Here is a 20,172-nt window from a genome sequence, read left to right on the forward strand (position 1 = left end):
CTCTGGAGGACCGACATGTCCGACCTGAACCGGCGGCAGCTCATGAAGCTCGGCGCGGGAGCCGTGCTGACGCAGGCGGGGTGGACGGCCACCGGTACCTCCTCGGCGGCACCCGAGGAGGTGCGGGCGGCGAACGACCTCGCGCTCTGGTACGACCGCCCGGCCGGCAATGACTGGCTGCGCGCGCTGCCGGTGGGCAACGGGCGGCTCGGCGCGATGGTGTTCGGCAACACCGACATCGAACGCCTGCAGCTCAACGAGGACACGGTCTGGGCAGGGGGTCCGCACGACTACAGCAACCCACGCGGTGCCGGATCCCTGGCCCAGATCCGGCAGCTCGTGTTCTCGAACCAGTGGACGCAGGCGCAGTCGCTGATCGACCAGACGATGCTGGGCAGCCCGGCCGGTCAGCTCGCCTACCAGCCGGTGGGCGACCTGCGGCTGACGTTGCCGTCCGGAACCGCGAGCGGGTACCAGCGCACGCTCGACCTCACGACGGCGACGACCGCGGTCGGCTACGTGGTGAACGGCGTGCGCCACCGGCGGGAGGTGTTCGCCAGCGCGCCGGACCAGGTGATCGTCGTGCGCCTGACCGCGGAGACGCCGGGCTCGGTCTCCTTCACCGCGTCGTTCGGCTCACCGCAGCGCACGACGACGTCCAGCCCGGACGCCACGACCATCGCGCTGGACGGGATCTCCGGCACCCAGCGGGGAATCGCGGGCACCGTGCGGTTCCTCGCACTGGCCAGGGCGGTGGCCGAGGGCGGCACCGTCACCAGTTCGGCGGGGACGGTGCGGGTGAGCGGCGCCGACGCCGTCACCGTGCTGATCTCCATCGGCACCAGCTACGTCGACTTCCGGACCGTCAACGGCGACTACCAGGGCATCGCCCGCAGCCGTCTGAGCGCCGCGCAGGGCCGCTCCTTCGACACCCTGCGAGCACGGCACGTAGCCGACCACCAGGCGTTGTTCGGGCGCGTGACGCTCGACGTGGGGCGGACGGCGGCGGCCGACCAGCCGACCGACGTCCGGATCAGCAGGCACGCGAGCACGTCCGACCCGCAGTTCGCCGCGCTGCTCTTCCAGTACGGCCGCTACCTGCTGATCTCGTCGTCGCGGCCCGGCACGCAACCGGCGAACCTGCAGGGCATCTGGAACGACCAGATGGCGCCGTCGTGGGACTCGAAGTACACGATCAACGCCAACCTGCCGATGAACTACTGGCCGGCGGACACCACCAACCTCGGTGAGTGCTTCCAGCCGGTGTTCCGCATGGTCAACGACCTCACCATCACCGGCGCGCGCACCGCCCAGGTCCAGTACGGAGCGCGCGGCTGGGTCACCCACCACAACACCGACGCCTGGCGCGGCACCTCGGTCGTCGACTTCGCGGCGGCGGGCATGTGGCAGACGGGTGGGGCGTGGCTCTCGACGCTGATCTGGGACCACTACCGGTTCACCGGGGACGTGGACTTCCTGCGCACGTACTACCCGGCGCTCAAGGGATGCGCGCAGTTCTTCCTCGACACGCTCGTCACCGAGCCGAGCCTCGGGCACCTCGTCACCAACCCGTCGAACTCGCCGGAGCTCAACCACCACGCCAACGCGTCGGTGTGCGCCGGGCCGACGATGGACACGCAGATCCTGCGCGACCTCTTCGACGGCTGCGCGAGCGCGTCCGAGGTGCTGGGCGTCGACACCGACTTCCGCGCACAGGTGCGGTCTGCGCGCCAGCGGCTCGCCCCGACGAAGGTCGGGTCGCGCGGCAACGTCGTGGAATGGCTCTACGACTGGGTGGAGACGGAACCGAACCACCGGCACGTCTCGCACCTGTACGGCCTGCACCCGAGCAACCAGATCACCAGGCGCGGCACGCCCGCACTGCACACGGCCGCACGCCGCACCCTCGAACTGCGCGGTGACGCGGGCACGGGGTGGTCCCTCGCCTGGAAGATCAACTACTGGGCACGGCTGGAGGAGGGATCGCGGGCGCACGACCTGCTGCGGTCCCTGGTGACGACCGACCGCCTGGCGCCCAACATGTTCGACCTGCACCCGCCGTTCCAGATCGACGGCAACTTCGGGGCGACCTCCGGCATCGCGGAAATGCTGCTGCACAGCCACAACGGCGAGCTGCACGTGCTCCCCGCCCTGCCACCGGCGTGGCCCGCGGGCAGTGTCACCGGGCTGCGCGGGCGCGGCGGGTACACGGTCGGCGCGACGTGGGCGGCCGACGGCGCGATCACGCTGTCCGTCACCGCCGACCGGGGCGGCACGATCCGCGTCCGCAACCGGATCTTCACCGGCACCCACGAACTGCGCGACACGACCACCGGTGCCGTGGTCCCGGCCGTGAAACCCGAAGCCGACGTCGTGGAGTTCACCGTCCAAGGTGGACACACCTACCGCGCGACCGGCCAGGGCACCGGTTCGGGAGTGCGACCGGGCGTGCCCTATCGGCTCATCGCACGGCACAGCGGGAAGTACGCCGACATCAGCGGCGCGTCCACGGCGCCCGGCGCGCTGGTGCAGCAGTGGTCCTCGACCGGCGGGCTCAACCAGCAGTTCGACCTCCTCGACTCCGGCGGCGGGTACTACCGCGTCCGGGCTCGGCACAGCGGCCTGGTGCTCCAGGTCGCGAGCACGGCCACAGGCGCCGACGTCACCCAGCAGACCGACACCGGTGCCACGTCCCAGCAGTGGCGCGTGACCGACCACGGCGGCGGGGTCGTCAGCCTGGTCAACCGGCTGAGCGGGCTCGCCCTCGACGTGTGGCAGGCCTCGGCCGCCGACGGCGCCCGGATCTCCCAGTGGACGCCCGGCGGGGGCGAGAACCAGCGATTCCAACTCCAACCAGCGTGACGAACCGGAGGAACGACGATGTTCCAGCAGCACAAGGGGTCCGGCCATGTCCCGGCGTAGGGTCGTGCTCGCCATGGCGGTCGCGAGCGCCGTGGTCTTCCTGGGCGCGGCGGGCATCGCCGTCGGCGGCACGGCACCGGGCCAGGTCGGTGCTCTGGCCGGCACGGCCGGGTGCGGCAAGGCACCGGCTCTCACCAGCGGCCAGCACACCATCAGCAGCGGCGGCCAGAACCGCTCGTACATCCTGCGAGTGCCACCCGGCTACGACAACAACCGCCAGTACCGGCTGTTCGTCGGCCTGCACTGGCGCGGCGGCACCGCGAACGACGTCGACTCCGGCGGCGGTGACGGCTACAACTGGTCGTACTACGGCCTGCGCCGGCTCTCCGACGCCGCGAACAACGGCACGATCTTCGTGGCACCGCAGGGCAACGGCAACGGCTGGGCCAACCCCGGCGGGCAGGACCTGACGTTCATCGACGACCTGGTCCGGTTGCTGGACAACAGCCTGTGCGTCGACACGGCCCAGCGCTACGCCGGTGGCTTCAGTTACGGCGGCGGCATGTCCTACGCGCTCGCCTGCGCCCGCGCCAAGGTCTTCCGCGCGGTCGTCGTCTACTCGGGTGCCGAGCTCAGCGGCTGCAGCGGGGGCAGCGACCCCATCGCCTACCTGGGCATCCACGGCATCAGCGACAACGTCCTGGGCATCGGCCTGGGCCGCGGGCTGCGTGACAGGTTCGTCCGCAACAACGGCTGCACCGCGCAGAACGCGCCGGAACCGCGGGCCGGCAGCAGGACGCACGTCGTCACGGCCTTCAGCGGCTGCCGCGCCGGCTACCCGGTGGTGTGGGCGGCGTTCGACGGCGGCCACACCCCGGGCCCGATCGACTCGGGCGGCGACGGCTGGCGCACCTGGACGTCCGGTGAGGCGTGGAAGTTCATCACCCAGTTCGACGGTGGTCCCGGCACGACGACGACCACGACCACCACCACGACGACGACCTCGAACCCGCCGGGTGGCGCGGACTGCCGGGTCGGCGACGTGATCAACGCCTGGAACACCGGCCTGACGTCGAACATCACCATCACGAACACGAGCTCGTCGCCGGTCAGCGGCTGGTCGCTGGTCTTCACCCTGCCCGGCGGCCAGACCATCACCTCCGGCTGGGGCGCCACCTACTCCCCCGCGTCGGGCCAGGTGACGGCCAGGAACGTGTCCTACAACGCCGACATCGCGCCGAACGCGTCCATCACGGTCGGCTTCCAGGCGAACCACACCGGTAACGCCTCCGCTCCGGCCTCGTTCGCCCTCAACGGCAAGACGTGCGCAGCCGCGTGACGACCACGGAAGAGAAACCCATGCGACGCAACACCATCCAACGACGGGCGTGGTCGCTGATCGCGGCGGCCGCACTGGTCCTCTCCGGCGCCGGTGCCGCCCAGGCGCAGGCACCGGCCGACCCGGCCGTGCTCGCGGGCACCGCGGGCTGCGGCAAGGCCCCCACGCTGCGCAACGGCGACCAGACCATCCAGAGCGGTGGCAAGAACCGGTCGTTCATCCTGAGCATCCCGGACAACTACGACAACACCCGCCAGTACCGGCTGGTCTTCGGGTTCCACTGGCTGGGCGGCACGTCCGGCCAGGTGGCGGGCGGCGGCAGCGACGGTGACGTCTACGCCCACTACGGACTGCGCCGCCTGGCGAACAACTCGACGATCTTCGTCGCGCCGCAGGGGCTGAACAACGGCTGGGGCAACTCCGGCGGCGAGGACGTCCGGTTCGTCGACGACATGCTCAGCCGGATCGAGAACGACCTCTGCGTCGACACCACGCAGCGCTTCTCGCTCGGCTTCAGCTACGGCGGCGCGATGAGCATCTCGCTCGCCTGCTCCCGCCCGACGGTGTTCCGCGCCATCGCCGCGATCGCCTCACCGGGCGAGATCAGCGGATGCTCCGGTGGTACCGCGCCCGTGGCGTTCATGGGCATCCACGGCATCGGCGACAACATCGGGTCGGGCCGCGGCCAGCGCGACCGCTGGGTTCGCAACAACGGCTGCACGGCGCAGAACGCCCCGGAACCCGCGCGGGGCAGCAACACGCACATCACGACCGCCTACTCGGGTTGCCGCAGCGGCTATCCGGTGGTGTGGGCCCCGTTCGACGGCGGCCACCAGCAGGGACCGGTGGACGGGTGCGCGGGGTGCGAGAGCGGCGCCCGCAGCTGGGTCAAGACCGAGGTGTGGAAGTTCTTCACTGGCGACACGACGCCGGCCCCCACGTCGTTCCGGTTGCGCGGCGAGTCCTCCGGCCGCTGCCTCGACGTGTCCGGGGCGGGCACGGCCAACGGCACCCAGCTGATCACCTGGGACTGCCACACCAACACCAACCAGCAGTTCACCCAGAACGGTCAGGCACTCCAGGTCGGCGGCAAGTGCCTCGACGCGCCCACGAACGCCGGTTCCGGTGCCAGGGTGCAGATCTGGGACTGCCACGGCGGCGCCAACCAGGGCTGGAACGTCGGCGGCGGCACCGTCACGAGCGTCCAGACCGGACTCTGCCTCACCTCCGGCGGCACGGGCAACGGCGCGGCCGTCACCGTGGCGACCTGCCGGGGCAGTGCCGACCAGCGCTGGGCCAAGGCCTGACGTCACCCGCCCCGCCGAAAGCCAGGAGAAGCCGTGTCCAACGCACCAGACGAGCCTGCACCGGCCCGTCCTCACTCGATCCGCAGGCGCACCCTCCTCGGTGGCGGTCTGGCAGCGCTCGCCGCACCCGCGCTGACCGGCACTGCCGGTGCGGGGACCCCGGCCGAGGTGTCGGCGGCGGCGTGGCCCGATCCGCCCAACGGGTACCCCGAGTGGAACAACAACATCGGGATCTTCCAGGTGAACTCCCAGCCCGCACACGCCACCCTCATGCCGTACGCCGATCTCCAGCAGGCGCTGGCGGCCGACCGCTCGGCCTCGCCGTTCCGGCTCGACCTGACCGGGACCTGGAAGTTCAAGCACGTCGCCAAACCCGCGGACCGCGACCTGAACTTCTGGCGCACCGACGTCGACGACAGCGGCTGGGCGAACCTGCCCGTGCCCGCCAACTGGCAGCTGCACGGCTACGACAACCCGATCTACGTCAACGTCACCTACCCGTGGTGGGGCGGCAACGGCCAGAACGAGAACGCACAGCCGCCGTTCGCACCGCAGCGGGTCAACGCCGTCGGCCAGTACCGCAGGACGTTCACGCTGCCCTCGGCGTGGCAGGGGCGGCGGATCCACCTCCACTTCGAGGGGGTCAAGTCCGGTTTCTACCTGTGGATCAACGGCACGAAGGTCGGGTACCGCGAGGGTTCCTACACGCCCTCGGAGTTCGACGTCACCGACCACGTGCGGACCGGGACCAACCTGGTCGCGGTCGAGGTGTTCCGGTATCCCGACGGGGAGTGGCTGGAGGACCAGGACATGATCCGGCTGTCCGGGATCTTCCGGCCGGTCTTCCTCTACTCGCTGCCGCCCGTGCACCTGCGCGACTTCACCATCACCACGCCGTTGCGGGACAACTACACCAACGCGGACCTCGGCGTGGCGGTGGTCGTGCGCAACAACGGGCAGCAGACGGGCACGTTCACGGTCGAAACCCAGCTGTACGACCAGAATCGCCAACCGGTGTGGCCGGAACCGTTGCGCACGGCGATGAACTCGCCCTCGCCGGGCCAGGAGGTGACCGGCCGCGGTTCGAAGGCGGTGCAGGGACCGAGGCTCTGGTCCGCGGAGAAACCGAACCTCTACACCGCGGTGCTCTCGTTGAAGGACCCTGCGGGCGCGATCGTCCAGACGGTGTCGGCCAGGGTCGGCTTCCGCGAGTTCGCGCTCAGGGACGGCCTGATGCGGATCAACGGCAAGCCGGTGTCGTTGCGCGGCACCAACAGGCACGAGATGCATCCCGACCGCGGCGCGGCACTGACCCGGGCGGACATGGTCCTCGACATCACCGTGATGAAGCAGCTCAACATCAACTCGGTCCGCACGTCGCACTACCCGAACAACACGCTGTGGTACGACCTGGCCGACGAGTACGGGCTGTACGTGCTGGACGAGACCAACCTCGAGACGCACGGGATCCGGGACACCTACCCCGCGTCGAGGTCGGACTGGACCTCGAACGTGCTCGACCGGGCCGCGCAGATGGTGCACCGGGACAAGAACCACCCCTCGGTGATCATGTGGTCGCTCGGCAACGAGGCCGGCGGTGGCAGCAACTTCGTCGCCATGCGCGACTGGATCCGGGCGGCCGACCCGACCCGGATCATCCAGTACGAGGGTGACAACCGGCCCCAGGTCAGCGACATCCGGTCCGCGATGTACGAAAGCCCGGCAGGAGTGGCGAACCGGGCGCGCAACACCTCCGACACCCGGCCGTACGTGATGATCGAGTACACCCACAGCATGGGCAACTCCACCGGCAACCTCAAGGAGTACTGGGACGTCATCCGGGCCAACCCGGTCCTGCAGGGCGGCTGGATCTGGGACTTCGCCGACCAGGCACTCACCTGGAAGACCTCGTCCGGTGTCACGTACCAGGCCTACGGCGGCGACTGGGGCGACAACCCGAACGACGGCGCGTTCAGTGGTGACGGCATCGTCACGACCGACCGGCGGATCAGCGGCAAGGCCGTCGAGGTCAAGCAGGTCTACCAGGCGATCAACGTGACCGCCGGCGGTTCCTTCGACACCGTCCGGATCACCAACGAGCATCTCTTCACCAACGTCGGCGAGTTCGTCGCCGAGTGGGCGCTCGTCGCCGACGGCACGGTCGTCCAAAGTGGACAGCTCACCGCGGCGCAGGCCGACATCCCGCCGTTGTCCGCCAAGACGGTGCAGCTACCGGTCCAGCGCCCGGCGAACCCCGCACCGGGTGAGGAGCACTTCCTGCAACTGTCGTTCAAGCTGCGGACCTCGACCCCGTGGGCCGGCGCGGGTTTCGAGGTGGCCAAGCAACAGCTGCCGGTCAGCCTCGGCAGTCCTCCGGTCGTGCCGGTACCGGTGACGTCCGTACCGGTGCTGACCGCCACCGAGACCGGCGACCGCATCACCGTCGTCGGACAGGGCTTCACCGTCGTCGTGGCGAAGTCCACCGGTGTGATCACCTCGTACGAGGCGATGGGCATGCGGCTGCTCGGTTCCGGGCCCGTGCCGAACTTCTGGCGGGCGCCGACCGACAACGACGTCGGCAACGGCCACCCGAGCCGCAACGCCACCTGGCGCAACGCCGGCGCGAACCGGACGGTGAGCCGCGTGACGCTCGACCGGCCGTCGGACCGCGCGGCGCGGATCACCGTCAGCGGCACCCTGCCGACCAGCACGGTGTCGACGTTCACGATGACGTACACCGTCTACGGCAACGGCGAGATCAAGGTCGACACCACCCTGCACCCCGGATCGCCGAGCCTGCCCTACATCCCCGAGGTCGGCACGATGCTCCTCCTGCCCGGTGAACTCTCCCGGCTGCGCTACTACGGCCGCGGCCCGCACGAGAACCAGTGGGACCGCAAGACGGGTTCCGACGTCGGCGTGTACTCCTCCACCGTGGCCGAGCAGTGGACCGGGTACCTGCGGCCGCAGGAGAACGGCAACAAGACCGATGTCCGTTGGGTCGCCCTGGTCAACGGCAGCGGCCGCGGCCTGCTCGCGTGCGGCGACCAGCCGCTGGAGGTGAACGCGACCTACTTCACCCCCGAGGACCTCTCGAAGGGCGTCCGGCACGACTACCAGCTGACCCGGCGGCAGGACGTGGTGCTGCGACTGAACCTGCGCCAGACGGGTGTCGGCGGCAACGACAGCTGGGGCGCGCACCCGCTCGACACCTACAAGCTGTTCCCCAACCGGGACTACACCTACACGTACCGGTTGAAGCCGCTGCCCGACCTGGGCCAGGCGCTCGCGTTGTCCCGCGCACCGGTCGGCAGCGCGGGCGGCGGCAGCGGACCGGTGCGGACCGGTGTCGACTACCGGCTCGTCGCCCAGCACAGCGGCAAGCTGGCCGACATCAGCGGCGGGTCCACCGCGGCGGGTGCCGCCGCGATCCAGTGGGCCGCCACGGGCGGGCTGAACCAGGTGTTCGACTTCCTCGACTCCGGCGGCGGCTTCTACCGGATCCGCGCGCGGCACAGCGGTCTCGTGCTCCAGGTCGCGAGCTCGAGCAGCGGCGCCGACATCACCCAGCAACCCGACACCGGTTCGACCGCCCAGCAGTGGCAGGTGGTCGACCACGGGCTCGGCGTCGTGAGCTTCGTCAACCGACAGAGCGGCCTCGCCGCGGACGTCTGGGAACAGTCGACAGTGGACGGTGCCCGCATCTCCCAGTGGGCCGCGGGTTCCGGGCTCAACCAGCGGTTCGCGCTCCAACCGCTGTGAACCGGACGCGCGACGACGTCGACGACCTGTCGATTCGACGCGCGTTCGACGATCCCGCCGCCGCCGATCTGCCCGCCCGGTGAGGGCTCGCTACGTTGGGAGCGCTCCCAGAACCCCTGTCCCAGGAGTCGTCATGCGAAAGACCATTCGTGCCGTCGCCGCCGGTCTGCTCGTCGCGAGCACGTTCGTCGCGACCGCGGGCACGGCCCAGGCGGACGTGACCATCTGCGACCAGTACGGGTCGACCACCATCCAGGGCCGTTACGTGGTCCAGAACAACCGGTGGGGCACCTCGGCACAGCAGTGCATCAACGCCACCTCGTCCGGTTTCCAGATCACGAGGCAGCAGGGCTCGGCACCGACGAACGGGGCGCCGGTCTCGTACCCGTCGGTGTTCCTCGGCTGCCACTACACCAACTGCTCCCCCGGCTCGACCCTGCCGATGCAGGTCAGCCGGATCCGCAGCGCCACGTCGTCGATCAACTACCGCTACGCGGGCGGCACCTACAACGCCTCGTACGACATCTGGCTCGACCCCACGCCGAAGACGAACGGCGTGAACCAGATGGAGATCATGATCTGGTTCAACCGCCAGGGCTCGATCCAGCCCATCGGCAGCGTGGTCGGCACGACCACCGTCGGCGGGCGCACCTGGCAGGTGTGGCGCGGCAGCAACGGGTCCAACAACGTCATCTCCTACCTCGCCCAGTCACCGATCAACTCGTGGTCGTTCAACGTGCTCGACTTCGTCAACGACGTGCGCAACCGCGGCGCGATCACGAACTCCTGGTACCTGACGAGCATCCAGGCCGGGTTCGAGCCGTGGAACGGCGGCGTCGGTCTGGCGGTCGACAACTTCTCGGCCTCCGTCAGCGGCTGAGCCGATCGTCCTCCACTTGTCTGAGAGGAAAGTGCACGCTGCTTTCCTCTCAGGCACCTCGAGCCGGACGACTGACGCTCCTGCGGGTCAGAGGTTCCGGTACGGCCTGCTGAGGAACCCGACCGCGAAGGACGCCGACACCCCCAGTCCGGCGAGAACGATCACGACCTCCGGGTCGATCGTGCCCAGTGCTGTCCCTGCGAGCAACGCGGAGGCGGGATAGGCGAGACCGGCACAGGTCGCCAGCAGGCTCATGACCCTGCCCAGCGCTCCGGCGGGCACCGTCCTCTGCAGCATCGTCATGTAGAAGACGTTCACGGTGGCCTGCAAGGACGCGGCGGTGAACATCGCCGCGGTCGCCATCAGCAGCGAGGAGCCCAGCGGGACGCTCGTCATGGCGAGTCCCTCGGCGACGCCGAGGCAGAGCGCGACCAGGCCGCGACGGCGCAGGCGCAGGAGCACCGGGCCCAGCAGCGCTCCGGCGACCGATCCGGCACCGAGGCCGGCCATCACGACGCCGAACCCGAGCGCTCCCCGGCCCAGCGAGTCCCGGGCGAAGACCGGCAGCGCGATCTCGATCAGGCCGACCGCGGCGAGGTTGAACACAAGCGTGGTCAGCAGGGTCGTCCTCACCAGCGGTGAGCCGGCGGCGTACCGCAGCACCGAACGCCAGGTCCGCAGTCCGTCGCCGTCGTGGTGCGCCGCCGTTCCGTCTGGTGTGTCGCCCGCCGGCCGGATCGCCATCAGGGTCAGACTGGACACCAGGAAGGTGATCGCGTCGATCAGCAGCCCCACACCGCTCTTGAGCGACGCGACGAGCATCCCGCCCAGCGCGGGACCGGCGATCCTCGACGTGCTCTGCACGACCTGGATCAGGGAGTTTCCTGCGGCGAGCGAGTCGGGACGGACGATTTGCGGCAACACGGCGAACGAGGCAGGCATGAAGATCCCGCCGAGGGCGCCGAACGGAACCGCGACCGCGATCATGGCCCACAGGGGGATGTGACCACGAGCGGCGAGCACGACGAACCCGAGCACGACGACGGCACGAAGCGCGTCCGCGGCGAGCATCACCGGCCGGGCACCCAGGCGGTCGGCGAGCGCTCCGCCGACCGGGAGGAAGGCCAGCCTGGCCACTCCGTAGCAGGCCAGCACCACGCCGAGGTTCGCAGCGCCACCACCCTGGTCGAGCACGACGAACGGCAGCGTGACGAGATAGATGCCGTCGCCGATCTGCGAGAGCAACTGGCCGGCGAGGTACAGCGCGAAACGCCGTTCCCGCAGCAGAGCCGGCATGCGGACGGCGGGTTCTCCGGATGGTGGCGGCATCTTCTCATCAGGTGACGGGCTCGGTGTGGCTACCGTAGAGGAGCACGTCCTCCTCGTCGGGTGGTTTCCCGGCGAAGAGCGAGCCTGTCGACGCCTCGAACTGATCCGCGATGCGAGCAGGAAGGTTGTTCATGGGGATCTCACTCGACGCCGCCACCGTTCTCCCCCGGGACGCAGCGGACGCCACCCTCGTCGCGAGGGTCTTCGACCCGTCCGCGGGCGGCCCTTCGGTCGTGATGATCCGCGGCGACGAGGTCGTCGACCTGTCGACCGCGGCACCGACCGTCTCGGCACTGCTGGAGCGGCCGGACGCGCTGGAGATCGTCCAGAACCACCCTGGTGCCACGTCGTGGCCACTCGCGGACGTGCTGGCCGCCACGGCGAACCCGGCCGGTACCGTCCCCCGGTTCCTGGCGCCGGTCGACCTGCAGGTGCTCAAGGCCGCCGGCGTGACGTTCGTCCGCAGCATGCTCGAGCGGGTCATCGAGGAGCGCGCCGACGGGGATCCCAGGCGGGCAGAGGAAGTTCGCGAGAAGATCGGCGCGATCGTCCAGGGTCACATCTCCCACCTGAGGCCGGGGTCGGCGGAGGCCGCGGAGGTGAAGAGGGTTCTCCAGGCCGAAGGTCTGTGGTCGCAGTACCTCGAGGTCGGCATCGGCCCCGACCCCGAGATCTTCACCAAGGCACCGGTGCTCTCGGCGGTGGGGCTGGGGGCCGACATCGGTGTTCTCGCCCGCTCGGCCTGGAACAACCCCGAACCCGAACTCGTGCTGGTGGTGAACTCGCGCGGCGAACCTGTCGGCGCGACCCTCGGCAACGACGTCAACCTGCGCGACTTCGAGGGCCGCAGCGCTCTTCTGCTCACCGAGGCGAAGGACAACAACGCCTCCTGCGCCATCGGACCGTTCCTGCGGCTGTTCGACGACGGGTTCACCCTGGCGGACGCCAAGGCCACCGAGATCGCCCTGGACGTCACCGGCCCCGACGGTTTCGAACTGCACGGCGTGAACCCGGTCTCCGAAATCAGCCGGGAGCTCGAGGACCTCGTGTCCCACGCCATCGGCGCGCACCACCGCTACCCCGACGGCTTCGTGCTGTTCACCGGCACGATGTTCGCCCCGACCGAGGACCGCGACCAGCCCGGCGAGGGGTTCACCCACAAGGTCGGGGACGTCGTGCGCATCTCCTCGCCCCGCCTGGGCGCGTTGACCAACGTCGTGAACACAGCGGAGGACGCGGCGGACTGGACGTTCGGCATCTCCGCGCTGATGCGGAACCTCGCCGCCCGCGGCCTGCTGGGCTCGAGCTCGTGACCGGGGGTCGTCAGTCCACAGTGGTGTAGTGGTTCACCTGTCGTTCGACGCCTTGACCAACGTGACGCTGGTCTTGCCGAAATTGCGTCTCGAAGTCCTGGACGACAACGCCTTTCCGACAAGGAGCCGTCGCCGATTCGTCGCGTCCCGCCGCAACCTCCGTGCCGGTGCGGCGTCCTCATGATCGACGATGGGGGTGCGGCTTGTCCGGTTGGCGGTCCGCGTGGTGTCCGGTGGCGGTGGCGGCGACATCCGCTTTCCTGTTGCTCGCCGGAGTCGTCGTGCCGGGCGGCTACTACACCGTTCTGGTGCTCGCGCTCACCGGCTGGACGGCGGCCGCGGCGTTGTGGCTGGTGGCGGGGGCGCGACACCTCGGCCGGCCCGTTCGGCGATGGTGGCCGCTGGTGCTCGTCCCCGCCCTGTTCGCGACGAGCTGGGCGGTCGCGTCCGGTGGCCTGGTCGGCCGTGCGCTGTTCCCCTTGCACCGGCCGGCGTTGGAGAGAGCCGTTCCGACGGCCGCCATGGCGCCGGGGACCACGGTCGGCCTCTACTCGTTCAGGACCCGGTTCCAGAGCAGGGGATGCTCACTCTTCGAAACGGAGGACCCCGGTCTGTCGCAGAGTTCGGGGTTCGTCTGGTGCCCCGGCTTGAAACCCGCCGCGCAGGACTGGGACGGATCGATCACGTTCGAGTGGCTCGAGGGCGACTGGTACGCGTACCGGTCGGGCAGGCCGGAGGGCATGTGGGGGCTGCGACTCAGTCGGCTCGGTCCGAGGATCGAGACGTGAGCTCCAAGCCCGTCACCCTGGGCGGTGCGCGGAGTGGCGTGGACGACGGCTCGGCCGCCCTCCGGCGTTCCCTTGACTATCCTGCTCGCCAGTAGCCGGCACGGTGCCGGGCACGGCCGGCCGGAAAGCTCCAGGGATGACTCGCGGCAAGACTCCAGAAGACACGAGGGGTCGCATCCTCGAGACCGCCGAACGCATGTTCGCCGAACACGGCGTCTTCTCCGTCTCCAACCGGCAGATCAGCGACGAAGCGGGCCTGGGCAACAACACGGCGGTCAGCTACCACTTCGGCAGCAAGGCCGAGCTCGTCAGGGCCATCCACCTGCGGCACAGCGAGCCGGTGGAGCGGTTGCGGGAGCAGGCGCTGGCGCAGCACGCCGGCAGCACCGAGCTGCGTGACTGGCTGGCCTGTGTCGTCCTCCCGTACACCCACCACCTCGCGTCGCTGGGGTCGGACAGCTGGTACGCCCGCTTCGTGGTCCAGCTGATGACGGAACCGAAGCTGCGCGAGCTCGACCTCGTCGACGTGGGTCAGTCGCCGCTGCAGCGCACGATCATCGACGCGCTGCACCGCTGCCTCCCCGGCCTGGCGCCCGAGGTGCTCGCCGAGCGGGACGAGATGGCGACCGCCCTGATCGTGCACATGTGCGCCCGGCGGGAACGGAACCTGCCGGAGCGCAGCGCGGAGATCTGGGACGTCGTGGCGACCGGCCTGATCGACGCCCTGGCAGGTCTGTACCTGGCGCCGACGACCCGCTGAGTCCGACCGGCCGAACCCCAGCCCGCCCCGGCTGCCGAACGCCAGTCCTTCCGGCCCGAACGCGGACCGGTGGCGAGGCCGTGACGGCCGTCAGCCCGTGTCGCCGAGCACCTCGTTGATCTCGTCACCCGCACGCCACTCGCGCAGCAGCCGCTGGAACCCGGCCGGGCCGGGACCGTAGGTCAACCGCGGACCGCGCACCTTGCCCTCGTTGTTGTAGTAGCCCGGAGTGCACTCGACGTCGTACCGCCCGCGGTCGGGTGAGGTCTCCTGGATGGTCGTCACCCAGGCCCGTTCGGCCTCGGCGGTCGGTTCGACGCACTTGACCCCGCGACGGCGTGCCTGCGCGACCACCTCGCCGATGTGGACGGCGTTCTCGTCCAGCACGTGCGTGAAGTTCACCGACGGGGCGTTCTGCAGGGCGCCGAGGTGGAAGAGGTTCGGGAAACCGTTGCTGTAGAAGCCGTGCAGCGTGCGGACACCGCCGGTGGCCCACGAGTGCAGGAGGTTCACCCCGTCCCTGCCGAGCACGGGCAGGCGTCCGGTCATGACGTCCGACATCCCCACCGCGAAGCCGGTGGCGAAGATGACGCAGTCCACCTCGTACTCCACGCCGCCCACGACGATCGCGTTCTCGGTCATCCGCTCGACGCCGCCGTGGCCCGCCGTGTCGACGACGGTCACGTTGGGGCGGTTGAACGTCTGCAGGTACTCGTCGCTGAAGGTCGGTCGCTTGCAGCCGTAGCGGTACCAGGGTTTGAGGAGTTCGGCGGTGGCCGGGTCGCCGACGACCTCGTCGACCCTGGCGCGCAGCTCGTTCATCTTCCGGAAGTCGAGGTGTTCCTCGAGCCGCTCCCACTCCCCCGGCTCCAGGTGCGCGTTCGCGTCGGTCGGGACGATCTTGCCGAGCAACCGGCCGCTCGCCGTCCAGGCGTCACCGACCAGATCGGTCTCCTGCTCGCGTCCGGTCACATAGGCCTGGAAGTTCTCCCTGCGGCGGGTCTGCCAGCCGGGTTCCAGCGACGCTGCCCACTCCGGGTCGGTGGGCGCGTTGCCGCGCACGTCGACCGAGGAAGGCGTGCGCTGGAAGACGTACAGGTGCCCGGCGTCGCGCCCGACGTGCGGCACGACCTGGACGGCGGTGGCGCCGGTGCCGATCACCGCGACGCGCTTGCCCGCCAGCCCGGTGAGACCGCCGTCCGCGTCGCCGCCGGTGTAGCCGTAGTCCCAGCGGCTGGTGTGGAACGTGTGCCCGGCGAAGTCCTCGATGCCGGGGATGCGCGGCAGCTTCGGGTGGTCGAGCGTCCCGTTGGACACCACCACGTACGTCGCGCGGACCTCGTCGCCGCGGTCCGTGCGCACGACCCACTCGCCGTCGTCCCAGCGCAGGTCCCGCACCCCCGTCTGGAAGAACGCGTCCGCGTACAGGTCGAACCGCCGGCCGATCGCCATCGCGTGCTGCCGGATCTCCTCGCCCGGCGAGTACTTCCACCGCGGGACGTACCCGACCTCCTCCAGCAACGGCAGGTAGACGTACGACTCGACGTCGCAGTGGATGCCCGGATACCGGTTCCAGTACCAGGTCCCGCCGAAGTCACCGGCCTTCTCGATGATCCGGATGCGCTCCAGACCTGCCTGCCGCAACCGGGCGCCCGCCAGCAGTCCGCCGAAACCACCGCCGATGACCACCGCGTCCACCCGGTCGCGCACCGGCTCCCTGGTGAACCCGGGCTCCACGTAAGGGTCCTCGGCGTAGTAACCGAACTCCGCCTCCGCGCGCTGGTACTGCTCGGCGCCGTCCGGCCGCACCCGCCGGTCCCGCTCGGCCCGGTAGCGCTCGCGCAGGGCCTCAGGGTCGAATCCCAGTTCGTCAGGAGTCCCCGGGGTTTCGAGTGCCGACATGCCCACCCTCTCTTCGGGGCGACGCGCGTCCTCGGCACGTCGCCCCAGTTTCAATCAATTGACTGACTTAAACCTACACTGAGTGACAGCCCGCCTGCGCTGAGCACCCGAGGCCGAGCGCCGCTACACAGCGGCCCAGCCGTTGTCGACGGGCAGGACGGCACCGTTGATGTTGCTCGCGGCGTCGGAAGCGAGGAACACGATGGCCGCGGCCTGCTCGTCGGCCTCGGCGACGCGGCCGAAGTTGTGGGCGTAACGGCCGACGACCTGCGGACCGCGTGCGGCGGGATCGACGTCGAGGCCGGTGCCGATGCCGGTCAGCGTGCCGCCCGGGGCGATGGCGTTCGCGCGGATGCCGGCGTCGCGGTACATCACGGCTAGGGACTTGGTGAGTCCCACGATGCCGTGCTTGGACACGGTGTACGCCGTCCCCGCCGCGCTGCCGCGCAACGCCGCCTCCGACGCCGTGTTCACGATCGCGCCCTTGCCCTTCGCGAGCATGAGCGGGAGCACGGCGCGCGTCAGCAGGAAGGGAGCGGTGAGGTTCACGCGGAGGACCCGCTCCCACTCCTCGTCGGACACGTCCGCTGGCGCGGACATCCTGTCCATGACGGCCGCGTTGTTGACCAGCACGTCCACCCCGCCGAAGGTCTCGACCGCGACAGAGACGACCCGGCCGACCACGGCGGGATCACTCAGGTCCCCGACCACGGCGACCGCTTTCCCCTGTGCCGCCTCGATCTCCGCGACGGCGACCCGCGCCGAGTCCTCGTTGATCTCGGCGACCACGACGTTCGCGCCCTCGCCCGCGAACCGCAGCGCCGCCGCCTTGCCGATGCCCGACCCCGCACCGGTCACCACCACGGTGCTGCCTTCGAATCCGCTCATGCCGGCCTCTTCCACTGTCAGGGACATTTATTGGCACGTTACGCCATAATGGCACGATGTGCCGTAAATGGTAGGCTGCGCGGGTGGACAAGCCGAACTCCGCACGACAGGGCAGGCCGCCGCTGTCCGAACGCCGCAAGGCGGAGACCCGACTGGAGATCGCCGGGGAGGCGGTCCGCCTGTTCACCGAGAAGGGCGTCTCCGCGACGTCGGCCGAGGAGATCGCGGCGGCGGCGGGCATCTCGCTGCGCACGTTGTGGCGCTACACCTCGTCGAAGGAGAACTCGGTCCTGCCGCTGCTCACCACGGGGATCGAGGTCATGGCCACCAGCCTGCGCGCCTGGCGGACCGAGCAGGGCGTCGACGACCTGCTCGACGACCTCGAGCGCAACGGCACTCAGCTGGTCAGCCACCTGCACGTCCAGCTGGACCTGGTGCGCCTCACGAGGACGGAGCCTGCCCTGCGGGCCGTCTGGACCCAGGCGCACGCCGACGCGGAGCCGGTGTTCGCCCAGGTGATCGCGGACCGCCTGGGCACCTCCGCCGACGACCTCCCCACCCGCCTGCAGGCCGCCATGATCAACGTGGCCCTGCGCGTGGCGGCGGAACACCACGCCTTCCAGGCCATGCCGGCCACCGCCGAGGCCGTGTTCGAGACGGTGAGAGAGGCCCTGCTACCCGCGGTCCGGTGCCTTGACGAGATGCTCCCGCGCTCGACGTGAGGACACCGCGGGACTTCCGTTCGTGTGATCCAGGTACCGTCGCCGGGGTGGGGAACATCGAGTTCCGGCGGTTCACCGCGGCGCGGGCCGACGACCTGGCCGACCTCCTGGCCGGCAACGCGTGGCCCTTCCACGCCGGACCACGGGTCGACAGAGCGGACGTGCTCGCGCGGATCGCCACCGGCTACTACGACAACCCGGCGGCCCGCACCTTCTTCGTCGTCCACGACGGCGTGCTCGCGGGCATGACCCGTCTTTTCGACCTCGACGACGACACACCGATGTTCGACCTGCGCGTGGACGAGCGGTTTCGCGGCGCCGGAGTCGGCAGCGCCACGGTGCGCTGGCTCACCGCTCACCTGTTCACCGAACTGCCCTCGATCCACCGGATCGAAGGCTCCACCCGCCACGACAACCAGGCGATGCGGCGACTGTTCCGGCGATGCGGCTACGTCAAAGAAGCGCACCACCGCCAAGCATGGCCGTCCACGGACGGCACGATCTTCGACGCGATCGGCTACGGCATCCTGCGACGCGACTGGGAAACCGGAACGGTCACGACCATCGTCTTCGACGACGAGCCCGAACAGGTGTCGATCCCGACGTCCTCGTCCGAATCCTGAATCAGAGCAAGGCTCTGGTCACGGTGCCGTGTGGACGATCGCCACTCGGTGATCACCTCACCGCCCCCGGCGGGGGCAGCCGCCGGGGGCGATGAGGAGGCGCTGACCGTCAGAGCCGCTGCCAGAGGGCAGGGGTGTTCGGCGGCTCCCATCCGGGGACGGACGTGTGCGGCTGGATGACGCGGTAGGTCGCGCCGCCGTAGGTGACCTGGGCTCCGGTGCCGTACGAGGTGTACGGGGCCCACGAGTCGCCACCGCCAGGGGGCGTGGTCGTGGTCGTGCTGGTCGGCGGGGTGGTCGTGGTCGGGCCGGCGGAGGTCACCAGGCGCAGGTTGTAGGCCTGCAGGATCTCGGTCACCGGCTGGAAGTAGATGGTGCCGCCGCTCTGGCAGTTGCCGGACCCGCCGGAGGTGACGCCCTGGGCCTGGTCGCCGGTCAGCCACGAGCCGCCGGAGTCACCGGGTTCGGCGCAGGCGTTGGTGCGGGTCAGACCGGTGATGGTGCCCTCGGGATAGGTGACCGAGGCGTTCTTCTGCTGGATGGTGCCGCAGCGCCAGCCGGTGGTGGAGCCGGAGCGGCAGACCGAGGAGCCGACCGGCGCCTCCTGCGAACCCGCGACCGGGACCGTGCCGGGGTAGCGGTTGACCAGGGCGCGCGGGGTGTTGCCGGCGTCGGTGCGGACCCAGGCGTAGTCGTTGCCGGGGAAGCTGCTGCCCTGGATGGTGCCGCCGGGGTTGGTGGTGCGGCCGCCGGTGGACCCGCAGTGGCCCGCGGTGACGAAGCCGCCCTCGACGGCGAAGCCGATGGAACAACGGCCGCCGCCGGGGAGGCCGTAGGCGTTGCCGCCGATGACGTCGATCAGCGGCTTCGGGTCCTCGGCGCTGGCCTCGACGGCGACGACGTCGCCCCGCAGACCCGCCTCGGCCGCCCACGCCCTGGCCTGCGCGTCACCGCCGGCGCGGGCGAGCACGACGATCTTGTTGGCGCGCACGTCGACGTACCAGCCGGGAACGGCGTCGGGTGCGGTGGTGGCCTTGGCGTCCAGCTTGATCTTCGCACTGTCCAGAGTGGACGCGCTGTGCTTCGCCGTGGTGACGACGGCGCCGCGGGAACGCACCGCGCTCGCCAGCGCCGGGTCGGTGACCGCGACGGTGAGGGTGGTGCCGGCGCTGTCCAGCCAGGATCCGGCGTAGGCCGGGCCGAGGCGCGACTTCAGCGCGGCGTCGGTCTGGCCCGCGACCTTTTCGGCGTCGAGGCGCGCCCGCGCCTGCTCCGAGGAGATGCCCAGGTCACGGGCCATCGCGGCCAGCATTGCAGGGTCGGCCGTGTCGGCCGCGGTGGCGCTGGTCGTCAGCGCCACCGCGATGGTCAGCCCGGCCGCTGTGACCGCCGCTGTGGCGGCGGCGATGAGTTTGCGGTTCATGTCCGCTCCTTGCACGCAGGGTGATAACCCGCAGACCGTACGACGAGGATCGCGGCAAGTGGTACATACCAATTGGCCATAAGGTCGGGGCACAGTGCCCTCACCGCGCACCTGTCACCGCTCGAGAGGTCAGCGCTGCTCGGACGCCCCGCCGACCGAGTGCGCAAGGCCTCGCCGGGAACGGCGACGCGCACCCGCAGTCCGATGTGGAGGGTTGTTGCCGGACCGTCCGGCGGGAACCCGGGACCTTGAACACGCGATCAACGCCGCCCGG

At 70.2% G+C, this 20,172-nt stretch carries 14 protein-coding genes and 1 pseudogene; 10 read left to right on the plus strand and 5 right to left on the minus strand.

The window, feature by feature from the left end; genetic code table 11:
* Positions 1-15: 15 nt before the first annotated feature.
* The 5 genes and pseudogenes from PV646_RS21470 to PV646_RS21490 form a co-directional block, all read left to right on the plus strand.
* Positions 16-2,862 (plus strand): glycosyl hydrolase family 95 catalytic domain-containing protein, encoded by a 2,847-nt coding sequence (locus PV646_RS21470; protein ID WP_500343946.1) that lies wholly within the window; start codon positions 16-18, stop codon positions 2,860-2,862.
* 46 nt (positions 2,863-2,908) lie between these two features.
* Positions 2,909-4,201, plus strand: a complete 1,293-nt coding sequence (locus PV646_RS21475) for a CE1 family esterase (RefSeq protein ID WP_500343947.1) — start codon at positions 2,909-2,911, stop codon at positions 4,199-4,201.
* Positions 4,202-4,221: 20 nt separating this feature from the next.
* Positions 4,222-5,508 carry a ricin-type beta-trefoil lectin domain protein gene (locus PV646_RS21480; protein WP_500343948.1) on the plus strand — a complete coding sequence of 429 codons (1,287 nt, stop codon included), beginning with the start codon at positions 4,222-4,224 and terminating at the stop codon, positions 5,506-5,508.
* 33 nt (positions 5,509-5,541) lie between these two features.
* A complete protein-coding gene (lacZ, locus tag PV646_RS21485) occupies positions 5,542-9,270 on the plus strand; it encodes a beta-galactosidase, LacZ type (protein ID WP_500343949.1) in 3,729 nt (1,242 codons plus the stop codon).
* A 133-nt stretch (positions 9,271-9,403) separates the two neighbouring features.
* Positions 9,404-10,144: pseudogene (locus tag PV646_RS21490) on the plus strand (GH12 family glycosyl hydrolase domain-containing protein); the annotation flags it as partial.
* Between the two features lie 93 nt (positions 10,145-10,237).
* On the opposite strand, the gene PV646_RS21495 reads toward PV646_RS21490, so the two are convergent.
* Both PV646_RS21495 and PV646_RS21500 read right to left on the minus strand, forming a co-directional pair.
* Positions 10,238-11,446 (minus strand): MFS transporter, encoded by a 1,209-nt coding sequence (locus PV646_RS21495; protein WP_500343950.1) that lies wholly within the window; start codon positions 11,444-11,446, stop codon positions 10,238-10,240.
* Between the two features lie 40 nt (positions 11,447-11,486).
* Complete coding sequence (locus PV646_RS21500) at positions 11,487-11,612, minus strand: hypothetical protein (RefSeq protein WP_500343951.1); 126 nt, start codon at positions 11,610-11,612, stop codon at positions 11,487-11,489.
* Between PV646_RS21500 and PV646_RS21505 the strand changes: the two genes are divergently transcribed.
* From PV646_RS21505 to PV646_RS21515, 3 genes are all read left to right on the plus strand, one after another.
* Positions 11,611-12,792, plus strand: coding sequence for a fumarylacetoacetate hydrolase family protein (locus PV646_RS21505; RefSeq protein WP_500343952.1), 1,182 nt, complete (start codon positions 11,611-11,613; stop codon positions 12,790-12,792). The genes PV646_RS21500 and PV646_RS21505 overlap by 2 nt on opposite strands.
* A 239-nt stretch (positions 12,793-13,031) precedes the next feature.
* Entirely contained in the window at positions 13,032-13,580 is a 549-nt protein-coding gene (locus PV646_RS21510) for a hypothetical protein (RefSeq protein ID WP_500343953.1), read from the plus strand.
* Between the two features lie 136 nt (positions 13,581-13,716).
* On the plus strand, positions 13,717-14,340 hold the full coding sequence (locus tag PV646_RS21515) for a TetR/AcrR family transcriptional regulator (protein WP_500343954.1): 624 nt from the start codon (positions 13,717-13,719) through the stop codon (positions 14,338-14,340).
* 90 nt (positions 14,341-14,430) lie between these two features.
* Here the strand turns inward: PV646_RS21515 and PV646_RS21520 are convergent, their stop codons facing one another.
* Positions 14,431-16,242, minus strand: a complete 1,812-nt coding sequence (locus PV646_RS21520; RefSeq protein ID WP_500343955.1) for a flavin-containing monooxygenase — start codon at positions 16,240-16,242, stop codon at positions 14,431-14,433.
* Positions 16,243-16,365: 123 nt separating this feature from the next.
* Positions 16,366-17,130 carry an SDR family NAD(P)-dependent oxidoreductase gene (locus tag PV646_RS21525; RefSeq protein WP_500343956.1) on the minus strand — a complete coding sequence of 255 codons (765 nt, stop codon included), beginning with the start codon at positions 17,128-17,130 and terminating at the stop codon, positions 16,366-16,368.
* An 83-nt stretch (positions 17,131-17,213) separates the two neighbouring features.
* Here PV646_RS21525 and PV646_RS21530 point away from each other — a divergent pair, with 83 nt between their 5' ends.
* Positions 17,214-17,852, plus strand: a complete 639-nt coding sequence (locus PV646_RS21530; protein ID WP_500343957.1) for a TetR/AcrR family transcriptional regulator — start codon at positions 17,214-17,216, stop codon at positions 17,850-17,852.
* 47 nt (positions 17,853-17,899) lie between these two features.
* Positions 17,900-18,475: a GNAT family N-acetyltransferase gene (locus PV646_RS21535; RefSeq protein ID WP_500343958.1), complete on the plus strand. Its 576-nt coding sequence runs from the start codon at positions 17,900-17,902 to the stop codon at positions 18,473-18,475.
* Positions 18,476-18,584: 109 nt separating this feature from the next.
* On the opposite strand, the gene PV646_RS21540 is transcribed toward PV646_RS21535, so the two are convergent.
* The gene (locus tag PV646_RS21540; RefSeq protein ID WP_500343959.1) at positions 18,585-19,898 is read right to left on the minus strand and encodes an alpha-lytic protease prodomain-containing protein; all 1,314 of its coding nucleotides are present in this window, start codon (positions 19,896-19,898) and stop codon (positions 18,585-18,587) included.
* Positions 19,899-20,172 lie beyond the last annotated feature (274 nt).

Origin of the sequence: Streptomyces sp. ID05-26A (assembly GCF_033794685.1) — a bacterium.
Taxonomy (GTDB): Bacteria; Actinomycetota; Actinomycetes; order Mycobacteriales; family Pseudonocardiaceae; genus Lentzea.